We start from the raw sequence: 14954 nt of genomic DNA, 5'->3' as shown, positions 1-14954 counted from the left end.
TAGAAAATACGCTTGCTGAAACGTTTAATCTAGATTGATCGGCACGTTACTCGATAATGTCTCATCCTTGAAGTCCAACTTGTCGGATGCGCTGCGACAATGGTCGCCTGCCTGAATCGGGTAGGATTGGCGAAAATGTGGCGGCAAGCTCGAAAAAACAAGGAAATCCCGGGTTGAAACTCAGTGATATCGCGCGGTTGGCCGGAGTGTCCGTGACCACCGCCAGCTACGTCATCAACGGCAAGGCCGAACAGCAACGCATCAGCACCGCGACCGTCGAGCGGGTACGGGCGGTGGTCGATCAGCACGGCTTTACTCCCAATCCACAGGCGGCCGGGCTGCGCAGTCGGCACACCCGGACTTTGGGTTTTATCCTGCCGGATCTGGAAAACCCCAGCTACGCACGGATCGCCAAGCTGCTGGAACAAGGCGCCCGGGCGCGCGGCTATCAGTTGCTGATCGCCAGCTCCGACGATGCGCCGGACAGCGAACGGCAACTGCTGCAACTGTTCCGCGCCCGACGCTGCGATGCGTTGATCGTCGCCAGTTGCCTGCCGGCCGGTGACGACAGCTACCGTCAGTTGCAGGCCAAGGGCTTGCCGGTCATCGCCATCGACCGGGTGATGGACCCCGAGCATTTCTGCTCGGTGGTCAGCGACGACCGCGAGGCCAGCCTGCACCTGACCGAAAGCCTGCTCGACCCGCAGCCGAAACAGATCGTGCTGCTGGGCGCCCGGCCGGAACTGAGCATCAGCCAGGAACGTGCCGCCGGCTTCAAACAGGCCCTCGCCGGGTTCAAGGGCGAAGTGCTGGTCGAGCACGCCGAGTCCTTCAGCCGCGAGTGCGGCAAGCAATTGATGGAAGAACTCCTGCAACGCCTCGGGCATTTGCCGGATGCGCTGGTGACCACGTCCTACGTACTGCTGCAGGGCGTGTTCGATGCGCTGCATGACTTCCCGCTGAAAAACCGCCCGCTGCGCCTCGGCACGTTTGGCGACACCCAGTTGCTGGACTTCCTGCCGCTGCCGGTCAACGCCATGGCCCAGCAGCACCAGTTGATTGCCGACAAGGCGCTGGCACTGGCGCTGGCGGCGGTCGAGCAATCGGACTACCAGCCTGGCGTGCAGGCCATCGCCCGTACCTTCAAGCAGCGTATTCACCGGGACTGAGCCGTGGAGCTGATCGACAGCCACACCCATCTGGACTTTCCCGACTTCGACGCCGACCGTGCGGCGCTGATGGCCGAAAGCCGTGCTCTCGGGGTACGACGGATGGTGGTGCTGGGGGTGTATGAAGGCAACTGGCAGCGGGTGTGGGATCTGGTGCAAAGCGATCCCGAGCTGTACGCGGCTTTCGGCTTGCACCCGGTGTATCTGGATCAGCATCGGCCGGAAGACTTGCTTGCGTTGGGCGACTGGCTGACACGGCTGCGCGGTCATCGACAACTGTGCGCTGTCGGCGAAATCGGACTGGATTACTTCATCGAAACCCTCGACCGCGAACGCCAGCAGGCGCTGTTCGATGCGCAACTGCAACTGGCGGCGGATTTCGGGTTACCGGCGCTGATCCATGTGCGGCGCAGCCACGCAGCGGTGATTGCCACGCTCAAGCGTTTCAGGCTCAAGCGCGGGGGCATCATCCATGCCTTTGCCGGCAGCCGTGAAGAAGCGCGGGAATACATCAAACTCGGTTTCAAACTGGGTCTCGGCGGCGCGCCGACCTGGCCTCAGGCCTTGCGCATGCATCGAGTGCTGGCCGACTTGCCTCTGGACTCGGTGGTGCTGGAAACCGACTCACCGGACATGGCGCCCGCCATGTACCCCGGCGTGCGCAATACTCCGGCGCATCTGCGGGAGATCTGCAACGCGCTGGCGGGGTTGATGAGTATCAGTGCAGAACAACTTGCCGAGGCCAGCACCGCCAACTGCTGTGAAGTGTTTGGCTGGTAGTCAGTCGCCGTGGGCTTTGGCCGCATCGAGAATCAAGGTCATGTGCTGACGGTGGCGAACAAAACGTGCCAGCGCGAAGTACACGAAAATCACGATCAGTGAAGCATTCAACTGTTCAGTCACGCTGAGCAGTCCCACCCATTCCATCACCAGCGCCACCAGCAGCGCGGTACACACCGTCACCGATGCACTGAAGCGCAACAGGCCCAGTGAATCCAGGGACTTGAAGCGTCTGATCTGTTTCGGGCAGCGCAGCTCCAGGGTTTTCTGGCAGTGAGCGCAGGTGAACGGTTCATTGATCGCGATGGCATTCAGTTGCCAGGGTTTGAGCAGCAGCGTGGTCTGGCAATGGGCACAGCGGCCCTGGACTCCCAGGGTTGCAACAGACATGTGTGGCCTCCTCCAAACGGTCAGTTGATGTGATCTTGATCCATTGAAGACGAAAAATCAGAGCCCGGAGGAAATCAGGAAATTGCTTACAAACGTAAGCAAAGAAGTACTACAAATTATTCCGACATACCTGCCTCCGGAAAGGCAGGCTGCTTAAACCCGGAAGGCGCTGATCAACTGCTTCAACTCAACCACCTGCGCCGACAGGGCCCGACTGGCATTTTCGGTCTGACAGGCACCTTCGGCCGTGCGCTCGCCGGCGCGGTTGATCTCGACGATGTTCTGGTCGATGTCATGAGCCACGGCGGTCTGCTGCTCCACGGCAGCGGCGATCTGCTGGTTCTGATCGACGATCATGCCTACCGCACCGAGGATGTTTTCCAGCGCCTGCTGGACCTTTTCCGATTGTCCGACCGTGCCGCTGGCCATCGAATGACTCACACCCATGGCTTTCACCGCTGCACCGACCCCGCCGTGCAGCTTGGCGATCATCTGCTCGATTTCTTCGGTCGATTGCTGGGTACGTTTGGCCAGCGTCCGCACTTCGTCCGCCACCACCGCAAAGCCCCGGCCCTGCTCACCGGCCCGCGCCGCCTCGATCGCCGCGTTAAGCGCCAGCAGATTGGTCTGCTCGGCGATGCTCTTGATCACCTCCAGCACGCTGCTGATCGACTGACTGTCGCTGGCCAACTGATTGATTACCCGCACCGACTGATCGATCTCGCTGGCCAGTGCCGCGATGCTGCCCTGCTGCGACTCCACCAGGCCACGTCCGCTGATGGTTTCGTCGTTGACGCTGTGGGCGCTGCTCACCGCAGCCGCCGCACTGCGCGCAACTTCCTGCGAGGTCGCCGACATCTGGTTCATGGCCGTGGCCACCTGCTCGATCTGGCTGCGCTGACCGGCCACGGCCTGGTTGCTCTGCGCCGAGACGTCTTCCACTTGCCCGGCCTGACGCTCGACCTCGCCGACCGTATGGCCGACCCGCTCGATCAGGTCGTGGATCTTGCGCACCGTGCCATTGAACACCTCGCCCAGCTCGCCCAGTTCATCGCGGCTATGGGCAACGAAGTTGACCGTCATGTCCCCGGCCGCGACTTTGTCCATCATCGCGCCAAGGCGTTTTAGCGTATTGCGGGTCGAGGCGTAGAAGCCGCCATAAAGGTAGAAAATCAGTACGAACACCACCGACAGCGCCACAGCCTGCAACACCATGTGCGTGCGGTTCTGCGTCAGACGTTGTTGTAATTGGGTGTCGAGGAATTTCAGAGTGGCTTCGTTGAGCTGATACGTGCGATCCATCAACCCGGTGACCTGATCGTAAAAAGCCTGCCACGGCGCATCGAGGGTCTCGGCGACCACCACTTGCTCTTCGAATATTTCGCTGGCCTGCTTCAGCGTGGCCTTGCTGGCGTCGGCCGCCGCACTCAACGAATCCCGCGCAGCCTTGCTCGAGCCCAGCGCGTCCTGCAGTTTCAGCCCGTACTCGCCCTGAAGCTTTTCGATCTGCGCCAGCAGTTCATCGAAGCGGGTGCTGGAGGAGCTGTTGAGAAACCCCTGCCCCAACGAGAAAGATCCCATGGCCCGGCCTTCGCCAAGAGTCTGGGTGATGGCTGGCGTGATCGCGGTGACCAGTTCACTGAGTTGGCGGATGTCGCTCTGGTTGTCTCGGCTCAGGCCGGCCTGGCTGGCGACGATCTGGCTGAAAATCTGCGCACTGCCCAGCAGCTTGCCGATCAGCGCACTTTTGCTTTGCAGGGAGTTCTCCGCTTGCTGGGCCTTGAACGCGGCGATCATCTCATCGCGCTTGGCATCGAAGACCTTGATCTGTTCCGGGTCCTCGGTCATGGCCGTCAGTCCTTGCAGGCGCGCCAGAACGTTTTGCTCGAGGCTGGTGATTTGCGACTCGACATTGCCGGCCTTGCCCGACTGGCCGAGGGTGACGTTGATCTGCACCAGGTTATTCAGGGTTTCCAGATCCCGACGCAGGGTCAGGCTGCTGCCCAGCAGGTCGAGGCTTTGCAACTCCACCCGGGTGCCCTGGAATTCGCGATAGGAATCGCGCACCAGATAGAAGTTGGTCACCAGCATCGGTACCAGGAACAGCACGCTGATCAGGCTGAACTTCATGCCGAAGCTCAGGCGGTTCATCAGCGAGACGGCGGGATAGAGCAAGCTCTTCACTGGAAGTCTCCCTTGGTTTTTTCTTGTTTTTATTGGCAGGCGCGGGGCGACAGCAGATAGCCACTATCGGGCGCTATCTCTGTATAGCTCAAATCGAAGGGAGGTTTTGTAACTTAAGGTTAACGGCAGAGAATCGCCCGAACGCGGGCTGCGTTCGGGCGACATTTTGATCTTCAGGCAGGCATCAGTGGATCAGGACGGTCCAAAGGGCAAACCCGGCGTACCACAACACCGCTGCACGCAACAGCAGCTCCCACAGGCAATCGAGGGTGTTGATCCCTTCCGGGCCGACGACGGCGGGCGGAATTTCTCCGGCGGCCAGGCCGACCCTGTTGATCAATTGCGCGGCGCTGATGTTCCAGTTCAACAGCTCATGCAGCATGATCCGGCTGACCGCGACGAAGTTGCCAACCAGAGCCAGACTCGCCGCCAGCAGGCGCACCGGCACCCAGTCGAACGCGTGCCGCAGCTGCCCTGCCCGCTCGGCCAGTGCCGGGTTTTGTGCGTTTTCTTCCGCCAGCGCCAGCAGGCGATAGCTCAGCGCTGCGACCGGGCCAAGCAGGAAGTACCAGAAAATCACCGCAAAAAAGCTCTGGTAGGCCTGCCACAGCAGATGGCGCTGCACTTGTTCCAGCAATTGCTCGCCACTCTCGGCACAGATATCCAGATCGCGCTTGGCCACGTGAGCGGCGGCTTGCAAGTCTTCCCGGCGCCAGGCATCACGGAACGGGCCGAGACCGCCGAGCAGATCGCCGCGCCCCAGGCTGTAAATCACCACCAGCAAATGCACCGGCAGGGCCAGCAGGCCATAGGCAACCGGCTCCAGCACCAGCAGCAACAACCCCAGCAATGCCACCGGCAGCAGCACCAGAATGACCAGCACCAGCCACGGCCGTTTTGCCAGGTTGCCGCTTTCAAGCTTGTGCAGTTCGCGGATCCATCCGCCATCGCGTTGAACCCGATGGCGCAGGGCCGAGAACTTCTCGATCCATACCGCCAGCAGTAACACCAGAAAACTCATTGTCCTTCCTCTTGTGCCAGGGCGGCGCGGTAGCGTGCCCAGTCGAATGCGGGTCCAGGGTCGGTCTTGCGTCCGGGTGCGATGTCGCTGTGCCCGCAGATACGTTCGACAGTGATCGCTGGAAACGCTTTTTGCAAATGCCGGGTCAGCACGATCAACGCCTGATACTGCGCCTCGGTAAATGGCAGATCATCGGTGCCTTCGAGTTCGATGCCCACGGAAAAATCGTTACAGGTTTCCCGTCCTTCGAACACCGACACGCCGGCATGCCAGGCACGCTCAAGGCAGGAGACAAACTGGGTGACCTTGCCGTCACGTTCGATCAGGAAATGCGCAGAGACGCGCAGGTCGGCGATCCCTGCAAAATAGGGATGCTCCGTGACATCCAGACGATTCTGGAAAAATTCCTGCACCTTGCCGGTGGCGAACTGCGCCGGCGGCAGGCTGATGTTGTGGATGACCAACAGGGAGACTTCGCCCGCCGGGCGTTCATTGAAGTTGGGCGAGGGGCAGACCTGCACCCCGTGACACCACCCGCTTGCGGGATCCAACTGCATACCGATTCCTTCAACGCCGACTGTGTTGCGCCCAGTATGCCGTGATCGGCCCCCGGCGCGCGATCACTTGCCGCGATTGAGCCGTCGCAGATTGCCGAGCACCGACTCCAGCGCGCGGTCAAAGAGCAAGGTGTCATCCAGCGCCCGCACCGTCCCGCGGCGGAACTCCATGGCCAGGGCGATGCGGTTACGCTCCTGCACTTTCGTTCCGGTGCGGTCGACAAACACATATTTGCCGGTGGCCTCGATAATCGCCGCCAGTTTGCAGCGCAAGGTGTGTTCCTCATCCTCTTGGAACGCCACCCAGCTACCCAGGCGCAACTGGTCGACCTGACGCAAACTGGCGTCATCGGCCGGCAAACGCTCCGGACCCAACATCGGATGACCTTCGTCGGCGGACTGTAAAACGATGGCCTGAGACACCTGGATCATCGGCGGCGACTCGGCCTGATCCGGCTCCGCGGAAGGCTGGAGCAAACGGACGTGCAATGCTTCCAGCGCGCTGAAAAACTCGCTGGTGGCAAACGGGTCGAACGCCGAACTGCTCAGCCCGTCACGCAGCGACTTGAGCAGTCCCGGCACCAGCGACAGCAAACGCAGGCCCGACTCGGCATCCTCGTGACGCTGCACGCTCCAGATCAACTGCTCCATGGTCTGCACGTCGGCCTGCCATTCGGCGGACTGATCGCCGTGCTTGAGGCACGTCAGCAGCAAGACTTTGCTCCAGGCCGCCTGGACGAAAGTCACCACCGTCGGCGGCAGGACTTTGCCGAGCATTGCCTGGTTCAACGCCTGCTCGACACGCAGGCGGGCCAGTTCGGTTTTCGCCCGGCCCTCTTCGGCATCGCGCAGGCGCTGCTCTAGCAGTTCGCTGCGGCGGCGCTCGTCGCTGGTGAAGGTGAGGAAGTCCGCCAGCAGCTCGGAGAAAATCGCCGGGTCATCGACGAAATCCGTCAGCAAACGCTGCACTACTTGCTCGATGCGCAGATAGAGGCTGTCGCGCGCGTCGCCGTCGCATTCACCCCAGCCCATGGCCGCTTCAGCGATTTCATTGAGCAGGCGTCGTGCCGGATGGCTGCTGCGACTGAAAAAACTCTTGTCGATCACCGCGACTTTCAACATCGGGATCTGCAACCGGGCGATCAGCGCCTTGAGCGAATCCGGCAGGTTGCGGTCGTCGAGAATGCAGTCGAACACCATGGCGACCAGGTTGATCACATCCTCGTCCGCACCGCCGACGATCCGCGACTTGCCGCTTTTTACGCTGACCCGGGTCAGCAATTGCTCAAGCTGATTGCGCAGATCGAAGTCTTCCTGCCCCGCCAGCGCCGGCACGTATTGCTGCAAGTGCGAAAGCAGACGCAGCAGGTCACGGGTGGAAATCGGCTGGGGAGCCGCACTCGGTTCAAGGGTCGGCGCGACACTGCCACGCACGTGCAACAGCAACTCCTGGAGTGCGGCGAAAACTTCCTGCACGCCCGCGTCCGCCGGCGATTGATCGCGTTCGTCGAACTCGCTGTGCGCGCTGGCCGAGGCGTGATCCCTGGCCCGGCGGGCCGGTGCAGGCTTGAGCTCGGGCAACACCCCGGTGGCGACCAACAGTTGGTTGGCCTCCGCGAAGAGTTGGTCGGTGTCGGCCAGCACATAGCGCTCGAACAGTTTGAGCAGGATCAGCTTGACCTTGATCTCCACGCCCAGATTGCGCCCTGCCTGGAGAAAAAACTCACACAGCATCGCCGGGCCCAGCGGGTTGTGTTGATCGTCCAGGGATTTGCCGAGCAGCGCATTGAAGCGCGCGGTCAATTGATCAAGGGCGAATCCGTCGCGATTCAGCACACGACCGACCATCGTTTCGATCGCGACGCTGCGCTCCATATCGTCGGTGCGCGCCGTGGTGTCCTCGTACTGCAACGCATGAGGCACGACGTTTGGTACGGGATCATATTGAGTGAGGCCGACAAAGGCCTCGAAGAATTGTTCGAGAAAGCCGCGCTCGATGTTCTTGCGCTTGAGGCGCAGGTCGCGCATGGCTTCGAAAAAGATGTTCTGTTCGACGTCGTTGCGGGCCCGGTCGGCCATTTCGAACAGGGTATCGTCGGCGTTATCGAACAGTTCCTGCAGGCCGTTGCGCAGGCGCTGTGCAGCCTTGTCGCGAACCTGAAGCAGAATCACAGGCAGGCGGGCGAGCGGCGAGTGAGTCGCCTGATCGGTAGCAGCCTTGTGCAAAGGCACTACATTCCCGTCGTTGTGCATCCAAGCCTCCTGGAACGGTGATTTGCCGACGTCAAAGTCATGGCGTCAAATGCAAGGCGGATTATCTTGCAAAAGCTGTCTCCGGCGCCAGAGCCGTCAGGGTTTCCCCTATACGCCGTCACCTTCCAATGACCACGACGGAATCGGGTTTGCTCAAAGAAAATCGACCGGATGCAGCTCTACGGGGGAGTTCTCGCCTTGGGTTGGCCGGCGCCATGCCCCTATAATCGGGCCACTTAGTTTGTGGAGCCCGTTATGCCGAATCTACGTCTCGCCGATTTGACCGCCGAAATCGAAGCCAACGTGCGCCGTGCGTTGCTCGAAGACATCGGCAGCGGCGACATCACCGCGCAACTGATCCCGGCCGAACGCCTGGCCAAAGCCACCATCATTACCCGCGACGCGGCTGTCATCTGCGGCACAGCCTGGGTCGATACGGTGTTCCGTCAGCTCGACCCTCGGGTGGCGGTGCACTGGCAAGTGCGCGATGGCGAACGGGTTTCGCCGAACCAGCCTTTGTTTCATTTGGAAGGCCCGGCCCGTTCGCTGCTGACCGGTGAACGCAGTGCCCTGAACTTCCTGCAGTTGTTGTCCGGCGTAGCCACCCGTGCGCAATACCTCGCGGACTTCGTCGCCGAAACCGACGTGAAACTGCTCGACACCCGCAAGACACTGCCGGGCCTGCGACTGGCGCAGAAATACGCGGTCACCTGCGGTGGCTGCCATAACCACCGAATCGGTCTGTACGACGCGTTCCTGATCAAGGAAAACCATATTGCCGCCAGCGGCGGAATCCCGCAGGCCATTGCCGCCGCGCACAAGATCGCGCCGGGCAAACCGGTGGAAATCGAAGTGGAAAGCCTGGATGAACTGAAGGAAGCGCTGGCGGCCGGCGCCGACATCATCATGCTCGACGAACTGAGCCTCGACGACATGCGCGAAGCCGTGCGCCTGAACGGCGGCAAGGCGAAGCTGGAAGCCAGCGGCGGCATCAACGAAAGCACGCTGTTGCCGATTGCACAGACTGGGGTGGATTACATCTCGATCGGTGCGATGACCAAGGATGTGAAGGCCGTGGACCTGTCGATGCGCCTGAGCCTCTGAATCGAGCGCGCAATAAAAAACGCCAGCCCTTTCGAGGCTGGCGTTTTTGTTTCAGACCACCAGATTGTTCATCTCGCAGTACTCTTCCCAATCGACACCCAGCACTTCGGCCGCCTCCTTGTGCAGCTCCAGGCGCTTGGCCTCGAACTCTTCAGGGCTGCTGGTGTACTTGAGCGTCAATTCCCACGGTTGCAAACCCTGGGCTTCGGCTTCGTCTTCGAACGCCCACTGGATCTGGTCCTTCTGCTCATCGGGACTCAGGTCCTTGATCTCGTCCATCAACTCCGGCGCATCAAGTTTGTACTTCTCCAGCGCTTGTTCGTGGCGTTGCTCTTGGGTCAATTCAGTCATGGCGTTCTCGCTGATCGTAAGAATGGAAGATGGATCTGGATCATCAAGGATCTCTCTGACGCGGATTGTCCGGCCTTCGGAACCATTCGGGATCATCTGAAAACTGCTGGGCGATGCTCATGCAGACAGCGAATATAGGACGTTTGGCGAGCGAATTACACGGGTCTTTACATCTCTCCCACAAAAAGTTGACCTGCGGAACATAAACCGGATTTCCAAGTCATAGCGATGTGCCATATCGGCACTCACCTTCGCTGTTCACAAGGAAACCCAGTGATGCGCAGCTTTTCGAAGATTTCTTCTGTTGTGTCCGCCACCGCTCTGAGCGCCCTGCTGGGCACACTGGCCCTGCCGGCCAGCGCAATGGCCGTTGAACTGAGTAGCAGCAGCCCTTCCTATGGAGACCAGATCTCCGCCATTCACAACGATTTCGGCAAAGACGTGGTGATCAAAAGCGGCATCGGTGTCGAAGACCTGAAAAAGATGCGCGACACCGTCAACGACCAGTCGCGTCAGATCGAAGAACTCAAGCGCAACAGCGGTTCGAGCTCAAGCTCCAGCGGCAGAGAGATTGATGATCTGAAGAGCAAGGTCAAGGAACAGGACCGTCAGATCGATACGCTGAGCCGTCAGGTCGACGACCTCAAGCGCAACAGCGGCTCAAGTTCCAGTTCGAACAACAGCGAAATCTCCAGCCTGAAGCAGAAGCTCAACGATCAGGATCGTGCGATGGATCAGCTCAAACGTACCGTCGAGGAGTTGAGCCGCAAGGTGAAATAAGGGGAAGTGGTGCCCGAGACAGGAATCGAACCTGCGACCTTCGCGTTACGAGTGCGCTGCTCTACCGGCTGAGCTACACGGGCGGTGGGCTAAACCTAGCACCGGTATTGAAGGTCGGCAACTTCGTAGAATGACTCGATATTTCGCAGACAAAAAAATACCCCGCCGTTTTCACGGCGGGGCATTTTCATTGCGCTAAAGCGACGGGGTGATTAAACGCCCGAAGCCTTGGCTGCTGCCACGTCTTTGATGGACAGCTTGATACGGCCGCGGTTGTCCACGTCCAGTACCAGCACTTCCACTTCCTGGCCTTCTTTCAGGATGTCGGTCACTTTCTCAACACGAGCGTCGCTCAGCATCGAGATGTGCACCAGACCATCCTTGCCTGGCAGGATGTTGACGAATGCGCCGAAGTCGACGATGCGCTCAACCTTGCCGACGTAGATCTTGCCGATCTCGGCTTCTGCGGTGATACCCAGAACGCGCTGGCGTGCCGCTTCAGCCGCTTCCTTGGTTTCGCCGAAGATCTTGATCGAACCGTCGTCTTCGATGTCGATCGAGGCCTTGGTTTCTTCGCAGATCGCACGGATGGTCGCGCCGCCTTTACCGATAACGTCACGGATCTTGTCGGTGTCGATCTTCATCGCGATCATGGTCGGAGCGTTGGCCGACAGCTCGGTACGCGACTGACCGATGATCTGGTTCATCTGGCCGAGGATGTTCAGGCGCGCTTCCAGGGCCTGGCCCAGAGCGATTTCCATGATCTCTTCGGTGATGCCCTTGATCTTGATGTCCATCTGCAGCGCGGTAACACCTTTGGCGGTACCGGCTACTTTGAAGTCCATGTCGCCCAGGTGGTCTTCGTCACCCAGGATGTCGGTCAGAACAGCGAATTTCTCGCCTTCTTTAACCAGACCCATGGCGATACCGGCAACCGGTGCCTTCATCGGAACACCAGCGTCCATCAGGGCCAGGGAAGCGCCGCAAACGGAAGCCATCGAGCTCGAACCGTTGGATTCGGTGATTTCCGAAACCACACGGATGGTGTACGGGAACACGTCAGCAGCAGGCAGCATGGCCGAAACCGAACGACGGGCCAGACGGCCGTGACCGATTTCGCGACGACCGGCGCCACCCATGCGACCACACTCGCCCACCGAGAACGGAGGGAAGTTGTAGTGCAGCATGAACGGGTCTTTTTTCTCGCCTTCCAGGGTGTCCAGCAGCTGTGCGTCACGGGCGGTGCCCAGAGTCGCGACTACCAGAGCCTGGGTTTCGCCACGGGTGAACAGTGCCGAACCGTGGGTCTTCGGCAGAACGCCGACTTCGATGTTCAGCGGACGTACGGTGCGGGTGTCGCGACCGTCGATACGTGGCTTGCCGTTAACGATGTTTTCGCGAACGGTGCGGTATTCGATTTCGCCGAATGCAGCTTTGACGTCGGAAGCCGAAGGCTGGCCTTCTTCGCCGGACAGCTTGGCAACCACCTGGTCACGCAGCTCGCCAAGACGCGCATAACGGTCGGCCTTGATGGTGATGGTGTAAGCCTGGGAGATCGCTTCGCCGAACTCGGAACGGATGGCGGCCAGCAGCTCGGTAGCTTCCGGAGCAGGCGCCCAGGTCCAGGTTGGCTTGGCTGCTTCGGCAGCCAGTTCTTTAACGGCGTTGATCACGACCTGGAATTCGTCGTGAGCAAACAGTACCGCGCCCAGCATCTGGTCTTCGGTCAGCTCTTTGGCTTCCGATTCAACCATCAGTACGGCGTCCGAAGTACCGGCAACGACCATGTCCAGGCTCGAGGCAGCTTGCTGCTCGTAGGTCGGGTTCAGCAGGTAGCCGGTGCTTTCGTGGAAAGCAACGCGGGCGGCGCCGATCGGGCCGTCGAACGGAATGCCCGAGATAGCCAGGGCAGCCGAGGTACCGATCATCGCAGCGATGTCCGGATCGGTCTTCTTGCTGGTGGAAACGACGGTGCAGACAACCTGCACTTCGTTCATGAAGCCTTCAGGGAACAGCGGACGGATCGGACGGTCGATCAGTCGGGAAGTCAGGGTTTCTTTCTCGGAAGGACGGCCTTCGCGCTTGAAGAAACCGCCAGGGATCTTGCCGGCAGCGTAAGTCTTTTCCTGGTAGTGAACGGACAGAGGGAAGAAGCCCTTGCCCGGATCGGCTTGCTTGGCACCGACTACGGTCACCAATACGCTGACGTCGTCGTCAACGGTGACCAATACTGCGCCGGAGGCCTGACGGGCGATACGGCCAGTCTCGAGGGTAACGGTCGACTGACCGAACTGGAATTTTTTGATTACCGGGTTCACGGTGTCCTACCTTCTTTGTGGCTCTTGGGGGAACTGGTTTCTTGCGAAATTCTTGGGCAACGTCGGGAATCGGCCCGCTGATTGTCCGGGTAAAACGGTAGTTCAGATAAAACTTGAGGCTGGGAGCCTGCCATGCGCCAGCGGGAAACCCGTTGACGCACGACAGACAACCAACCTCTAGCGCAATCGCTGATTAGCGACGCAGACCCAGGCGAGCGATCAGAGCGCTGTAACGGCTCAGGTCCTTGCCTTTCAGGTAGTCCAGCAGCTTGCGACGCTGGTTTACCATGCGGATCAGACCACGACGGGAGTGGTGGTCTTTACCGTTGGCCTTGAAGTGACCTTGCAGTTTGTTGATGTTGGCGGTCAGCAGTGCAACTTGCACTTCTGGCGAACCAGTGTCACCAACAGCTTGCTGGTAGTCAGCTACGATTTGGGCTTTTTCTTGAACGTCGAGAGCCATGAGGCAATCCTTTTATCAGGAAACCGTTACAAAAACGGTTTCAACAGGCCAGGGACAAATCCCTGTATCTATAAATGAGTAGTGACCGTGCCTGTTAACAGCCACACTCGTTCGGTCATTCTGACCGAATCAGTCGACGCGGCGCGATGCGCCCGTCTTCGCTCACTTCACCGATACCGATGAAGCGACCGTTATGATCCTGTACCCGCACCATGCCGAACTTCGGAGCATCCGGGGCACGTACCGGCTGGCCGTTGAGCCAGTAGAACGCGCTCGCTTCCGAGAACTGCAGCAGTGGCCAATCCTGCAGGCCGCTGTCCGATGGCATCAGGAAGCGGTCGACCGCTTCGTTGCCGCCTTCGGCATGTACCGCTTCGAGCTCTTCGAGGGTCACGGTCTGCGCCAGGGTGAAAGGCCCGGCCTGGGTACGGCGCAATTCAGCGACGTACGCACCACAACCGAGCTGCTCACCGATATCCTCCACTAGGGTACGAATATAGGTGCCCTTGCTGCAATCCACCGCAAGACGCGCAGTATCGCCTTCGAAGGCCAGCAATTCCAAGCGCGCAATAGTAACAGAACGCGGTTCGCGCTCCACTACTTCGCCTGCACGGGCCAGCTTGTACAGCGGCTGGCCATCACGCTTGAGAGCCGAGTACATCGGCGGTATCTGACTGATTTGACCGCGAAATTTCGGCAGGACCGCTTCAATGTCGGCCTGACCAACGGTCACCGGACGCTCCTGCAAAACCTCGCCTTCGGCGTCTGCCGTGGTGGTGGTCTTGCCCAGTTGCGCAAGGGTTTCGTAACCCTTGTCGGAATCGAGCAGGTACTGCGAGAACTTGGTCGCCTCGCCAAAGCACAACGGCAGCACGCCGGTGGCCAGTGGGTCGAGACTGCCAGTGTGGCCGGCCTTCTCGGCGTTGAGCAGCCAGCGAACCTTCTGCAACGCGGCGTTGGAAGTGAACCCCAGCGGCTTGTCGAGCAGGATGATGCCGCTGACGTTACGACGGATACGTTTGACCTGAGCCACCGAGTTACTCCTTGGTGTCTTCGGGTGCAGCAGTTTCGTGCTGACTGTCTTCGGCCACCGCGCGCTCGATCAGAGCCGAGAGGTGCGCGCCACGGGCGACACTTTCGTCGTAGTGGAAGTGCAATTGAGGCACGCTGCGCAGCTTCATCTCGCGCCCCAGCTGCATGCGCAGGAAGCCGGCGGCGGCGTTGAGCACCTTGATGGTCTGTGCGATATCGGCAGCGCCTTCCTGCCCCATCACGGTGATGAAGATCTTCGCATGACCCACGTCACGGCTGACATCAACAGCGGTAATGGTGACCAGGCCGACACGCGGATCTTTGACTTCACGACGGATCAGCTGGGCCAGCTCGCGCTGCATCTGATCGCCGATACGTTGGGTACGGCTGTATTCTTTTGCCATGATTTGTTACCTGTTACTGCCCTGCGGTGAAACCCGCAAGGTCTGAAAGCGGCAAACGCCCGGCCTGACAAAAAGCCAGACCGGGCGTTGCGTTTAGAGTCCTGACGCCGTGTCGCGCATTTTCATGCGACGACCCGACGTGGCCCTT

The 14954-nt window shown here is 60.1% G+C and carries 14 protein-coding genes, 1 tRNA gene and 1 pseudogene; 4 read left to right on the top strand and 12 right to left on the bottom strand.

Annotation, left to right across the window (positions count from 1 at the left end; all coding sequences use genetic code 11):
* Positions 1 to 173 precede the first annotated feature (173 nt).
* A complete protein-coding gene (gene cra, locus ACKLNA_RS17720; protein ID WP_085711835.1) occupies positions 174 to 1169 on the top strand; it encodes a catabolite repressor/activator in 996 nt (331 codons plus the stop codon).
* Positions 1170 to 1172: 3 nt separating this feature from the next.
* The gene (locus ACKLNA_RS17715; protein WP_408986607.1) at positions 1173 to 1949 is read left to right on the top strand and encodes a TatD family hydrolase; all 777 of its coding nucleotides are present in this window, start codon (positions 1173 to 1175) and stop codon (positions 1947 to 1949) included.
* On the opposite strand, the gene ACKLNA_RS17710 is transcribed toward ACKLNA_RS17715, so the two are convergent.
* The 6 genes and pseudogenes from ACKLNA_RS17710 to ACKLNA_RS17685 all read right to left on the bottom strand — a co-directional run bounded on the left by ACKLNA_RS17710 (position 1950) and on the right by ACKLNA_RS17685 (position 8354).
* Positions 1950 to 2339, bottom strand: a complete 390-nt coding sequence (locus tag ACKLNA_RS17710) for a hypothetical protein (protein WP_134825462.1) — start codon at positions 2337 to 2339, stop codon at positions 1950 to 1952.
* 153 nt (positions 2340 to 2492) lie between these two features.
* Entirely contained in the window at positions 2493 to 3197 is a 705-nt protein-coding gene (locus tag ACKLNA_RS17705; RefSeq protein WP_408986728.1) for a methyl-accepting chemotaxis protein, read from the bottom strand.
* Between the two features lie 153 nt (positions 3198 to 3350).
* Positions 3351 to 3554, bottom strand: a pseudogene (locus tag ACKLNA_RS17700) (HAMP domain-containing protein); the annotation flags it as partial.
* 1153 nt (positions 3555 to 4707) lie between these two features.
* Positions 4708 to 5544, bottom strand: a complete 837-nt coding sequence (ampE, locus tag ACKLNA_RS17695) for a regulatory signaling modulator protein AmpE (RefSeq protein WP_085711839.1) — start codon at positions 5542 to 5544, stop codon at positions 4708 to 4710.
* On the bottom strand, positions 5541 to 6101 hold the full coding sequence (ampD, locus tag ACKLNA_RS17690; RefSeq protein ID WP_085711840.1) for a 1,6-anhydro-N-acetylmuramyl-L-alanine amidase AmpD: 561 nt from the start codon (positions 6099 to 6101) through the stop codon (positions 5541 to 5543). The genes ampE and ampD overlap by 4 nt, the downstream gene beginning before the upstream one ends.
* Positions 6102 to 6164: 63 nt before the next feature.
* The gene (locus tag ACKLNA_RS17685) at positions 6165 to 8354 is read right to left on the bottom strand and encodes a DUF1631 domain-containing protein (protein WP_408986606.1); all 2190 of its coding nucleotides are present in this window, start codon (positions 8352 to 8354) and stop codon (positions 6165 to 6167) included.
* Positions 8355 to 8609: 255 nt separating this feature from the next.
* On the opposite strand from ACKLNA_RS17685, the gene nadC reads away from it, so the two are divergent.
* Entirely contained in the window at positions 8610 to 9458 is an 849-nt protein-coding gene (nadC, locus tag ACKLNA_RS17680) for a carboxylating nicotinate-nucleotide diphosphorylase (protein ID WP_085711842.1), read from the top strand.
* A 51-nt stretch (positions 9459 to 9509) separates the two neighbouring features.
* Here nadC and ACKLNA_RS17675 read toward each other — a convergent pair whose 3' ends face one another.
* Positions 9510 to 9809: a DUF6388 family protein gene (locus ACKLNA_RS17675; RefSeq protein WP_085729552.1), complete on the bottom strand. Its 300-nt coding sequence runs from the start codon at positions 9807 to 9809 to the stop codon at positions 9510 to 9512.
* A 276-nt stretch (positions 9810 to 10085) separates the two neighbouring features.
* Here ACKLNA_RS17675 and ACKLNA_RS17670 point away from each other — a divergent pair, with 276 nt between their 5' ends.
* Positions 10086 to 10589: a hypothetical protein gene (locus tag ACKLNA_RS17670; RefSeq protein ID WP_408986605.1), complete on the top strand. Its 504-nt coding sequence runs from the start codon at positions 10086 to 10088 to the stop codon at positions 10587 to 10589.
* 7 nt (positions 10590 to 10596) lie between these two features.
* On the opposite strand, the gene ACKLNA_RS17665 is transcribed toward ACKLNA_RS17670, so the two are convergent.
* The 5 genes from ACKLNA_RS17665 to rbfA all read right to left on the bottom strand — a co-directional run bounded on the left by ACKLNA_RS17665 (position 10597) and on the right by rbfA (position 14806).
* Positions 10597 to 10672 (bottom strand) — tRNA-Thr (locus ACKLNA_RS17665).
* A 129-nt stretch (positions 10673 to 10801) separates the two neighbouring features.
* Complete coding sequence (pnp, locus tag ACKLNA_RS17660; RefSeq protein WP_007953735.1) at positions 10802 to 12907, bottom strand: polyribonucleotide nucleotidyltransferase; 2106 nt, start codon at positions 12905 to 12907, stop codon at positions 10802 to 10804.
* 193 nt (positions 12908 to 13100) lie between these two features.
* Entirely contained in the window at positions 13101 to 13370 is a 270-nt protein-coding gene (gene rpsO / locus ACKLNA_RS17655; RefSeq protein WP_085698397.1) for a 30S ribosomal protein S15, read from the bottom strand.
* Between the two features lie 115 nt (positions 13371 to 13485).
* A complete protein-coding gene (gene truB / locus ACKLNA_RS17650; RefSeq protein WP_007953739.1) occupies positions 13486 to 14403 on the bottom strand; it encodes a tRNA pseudouridine(55) synthase TruB in 918 nt (305 codons plus the stop codon).
* A 4-nt stretch (positions 14404 to 14407) separates the two neighbouring features.
* Positions 14408 to 14806 (bottom strand): 30S ribosome-binding factor RbfA, encoded by a 399-nt coding sequence (gene rbfA / locus ACKLNA_RS17645; protein WP_119426654.1) that lies wholly within the window; start codon positions 14804 to 14806, stop codon positions 14408 to 14410.
* Positions 14807 to 14954 lie beyond the last annotated feature (148 nt).

The sequence above is a fragment of the Pseudomonas sp. UV AK001 genome (assembly GCF_046097675.1).
In the GTDB taxonomy this organism is placed as follows: domain Bacteria; phylum Pseudomonadota; class Gammaproteobacteria; order Pseudomonadales; family Pseudomonadaceae; genus Aquipseudomonas; species Aquipseudomonas kribbensis.
Note: the sequence above shows the minus strand (reverse complement) of the source record. Positions and strands in the feature narration are given on the sequence as shown.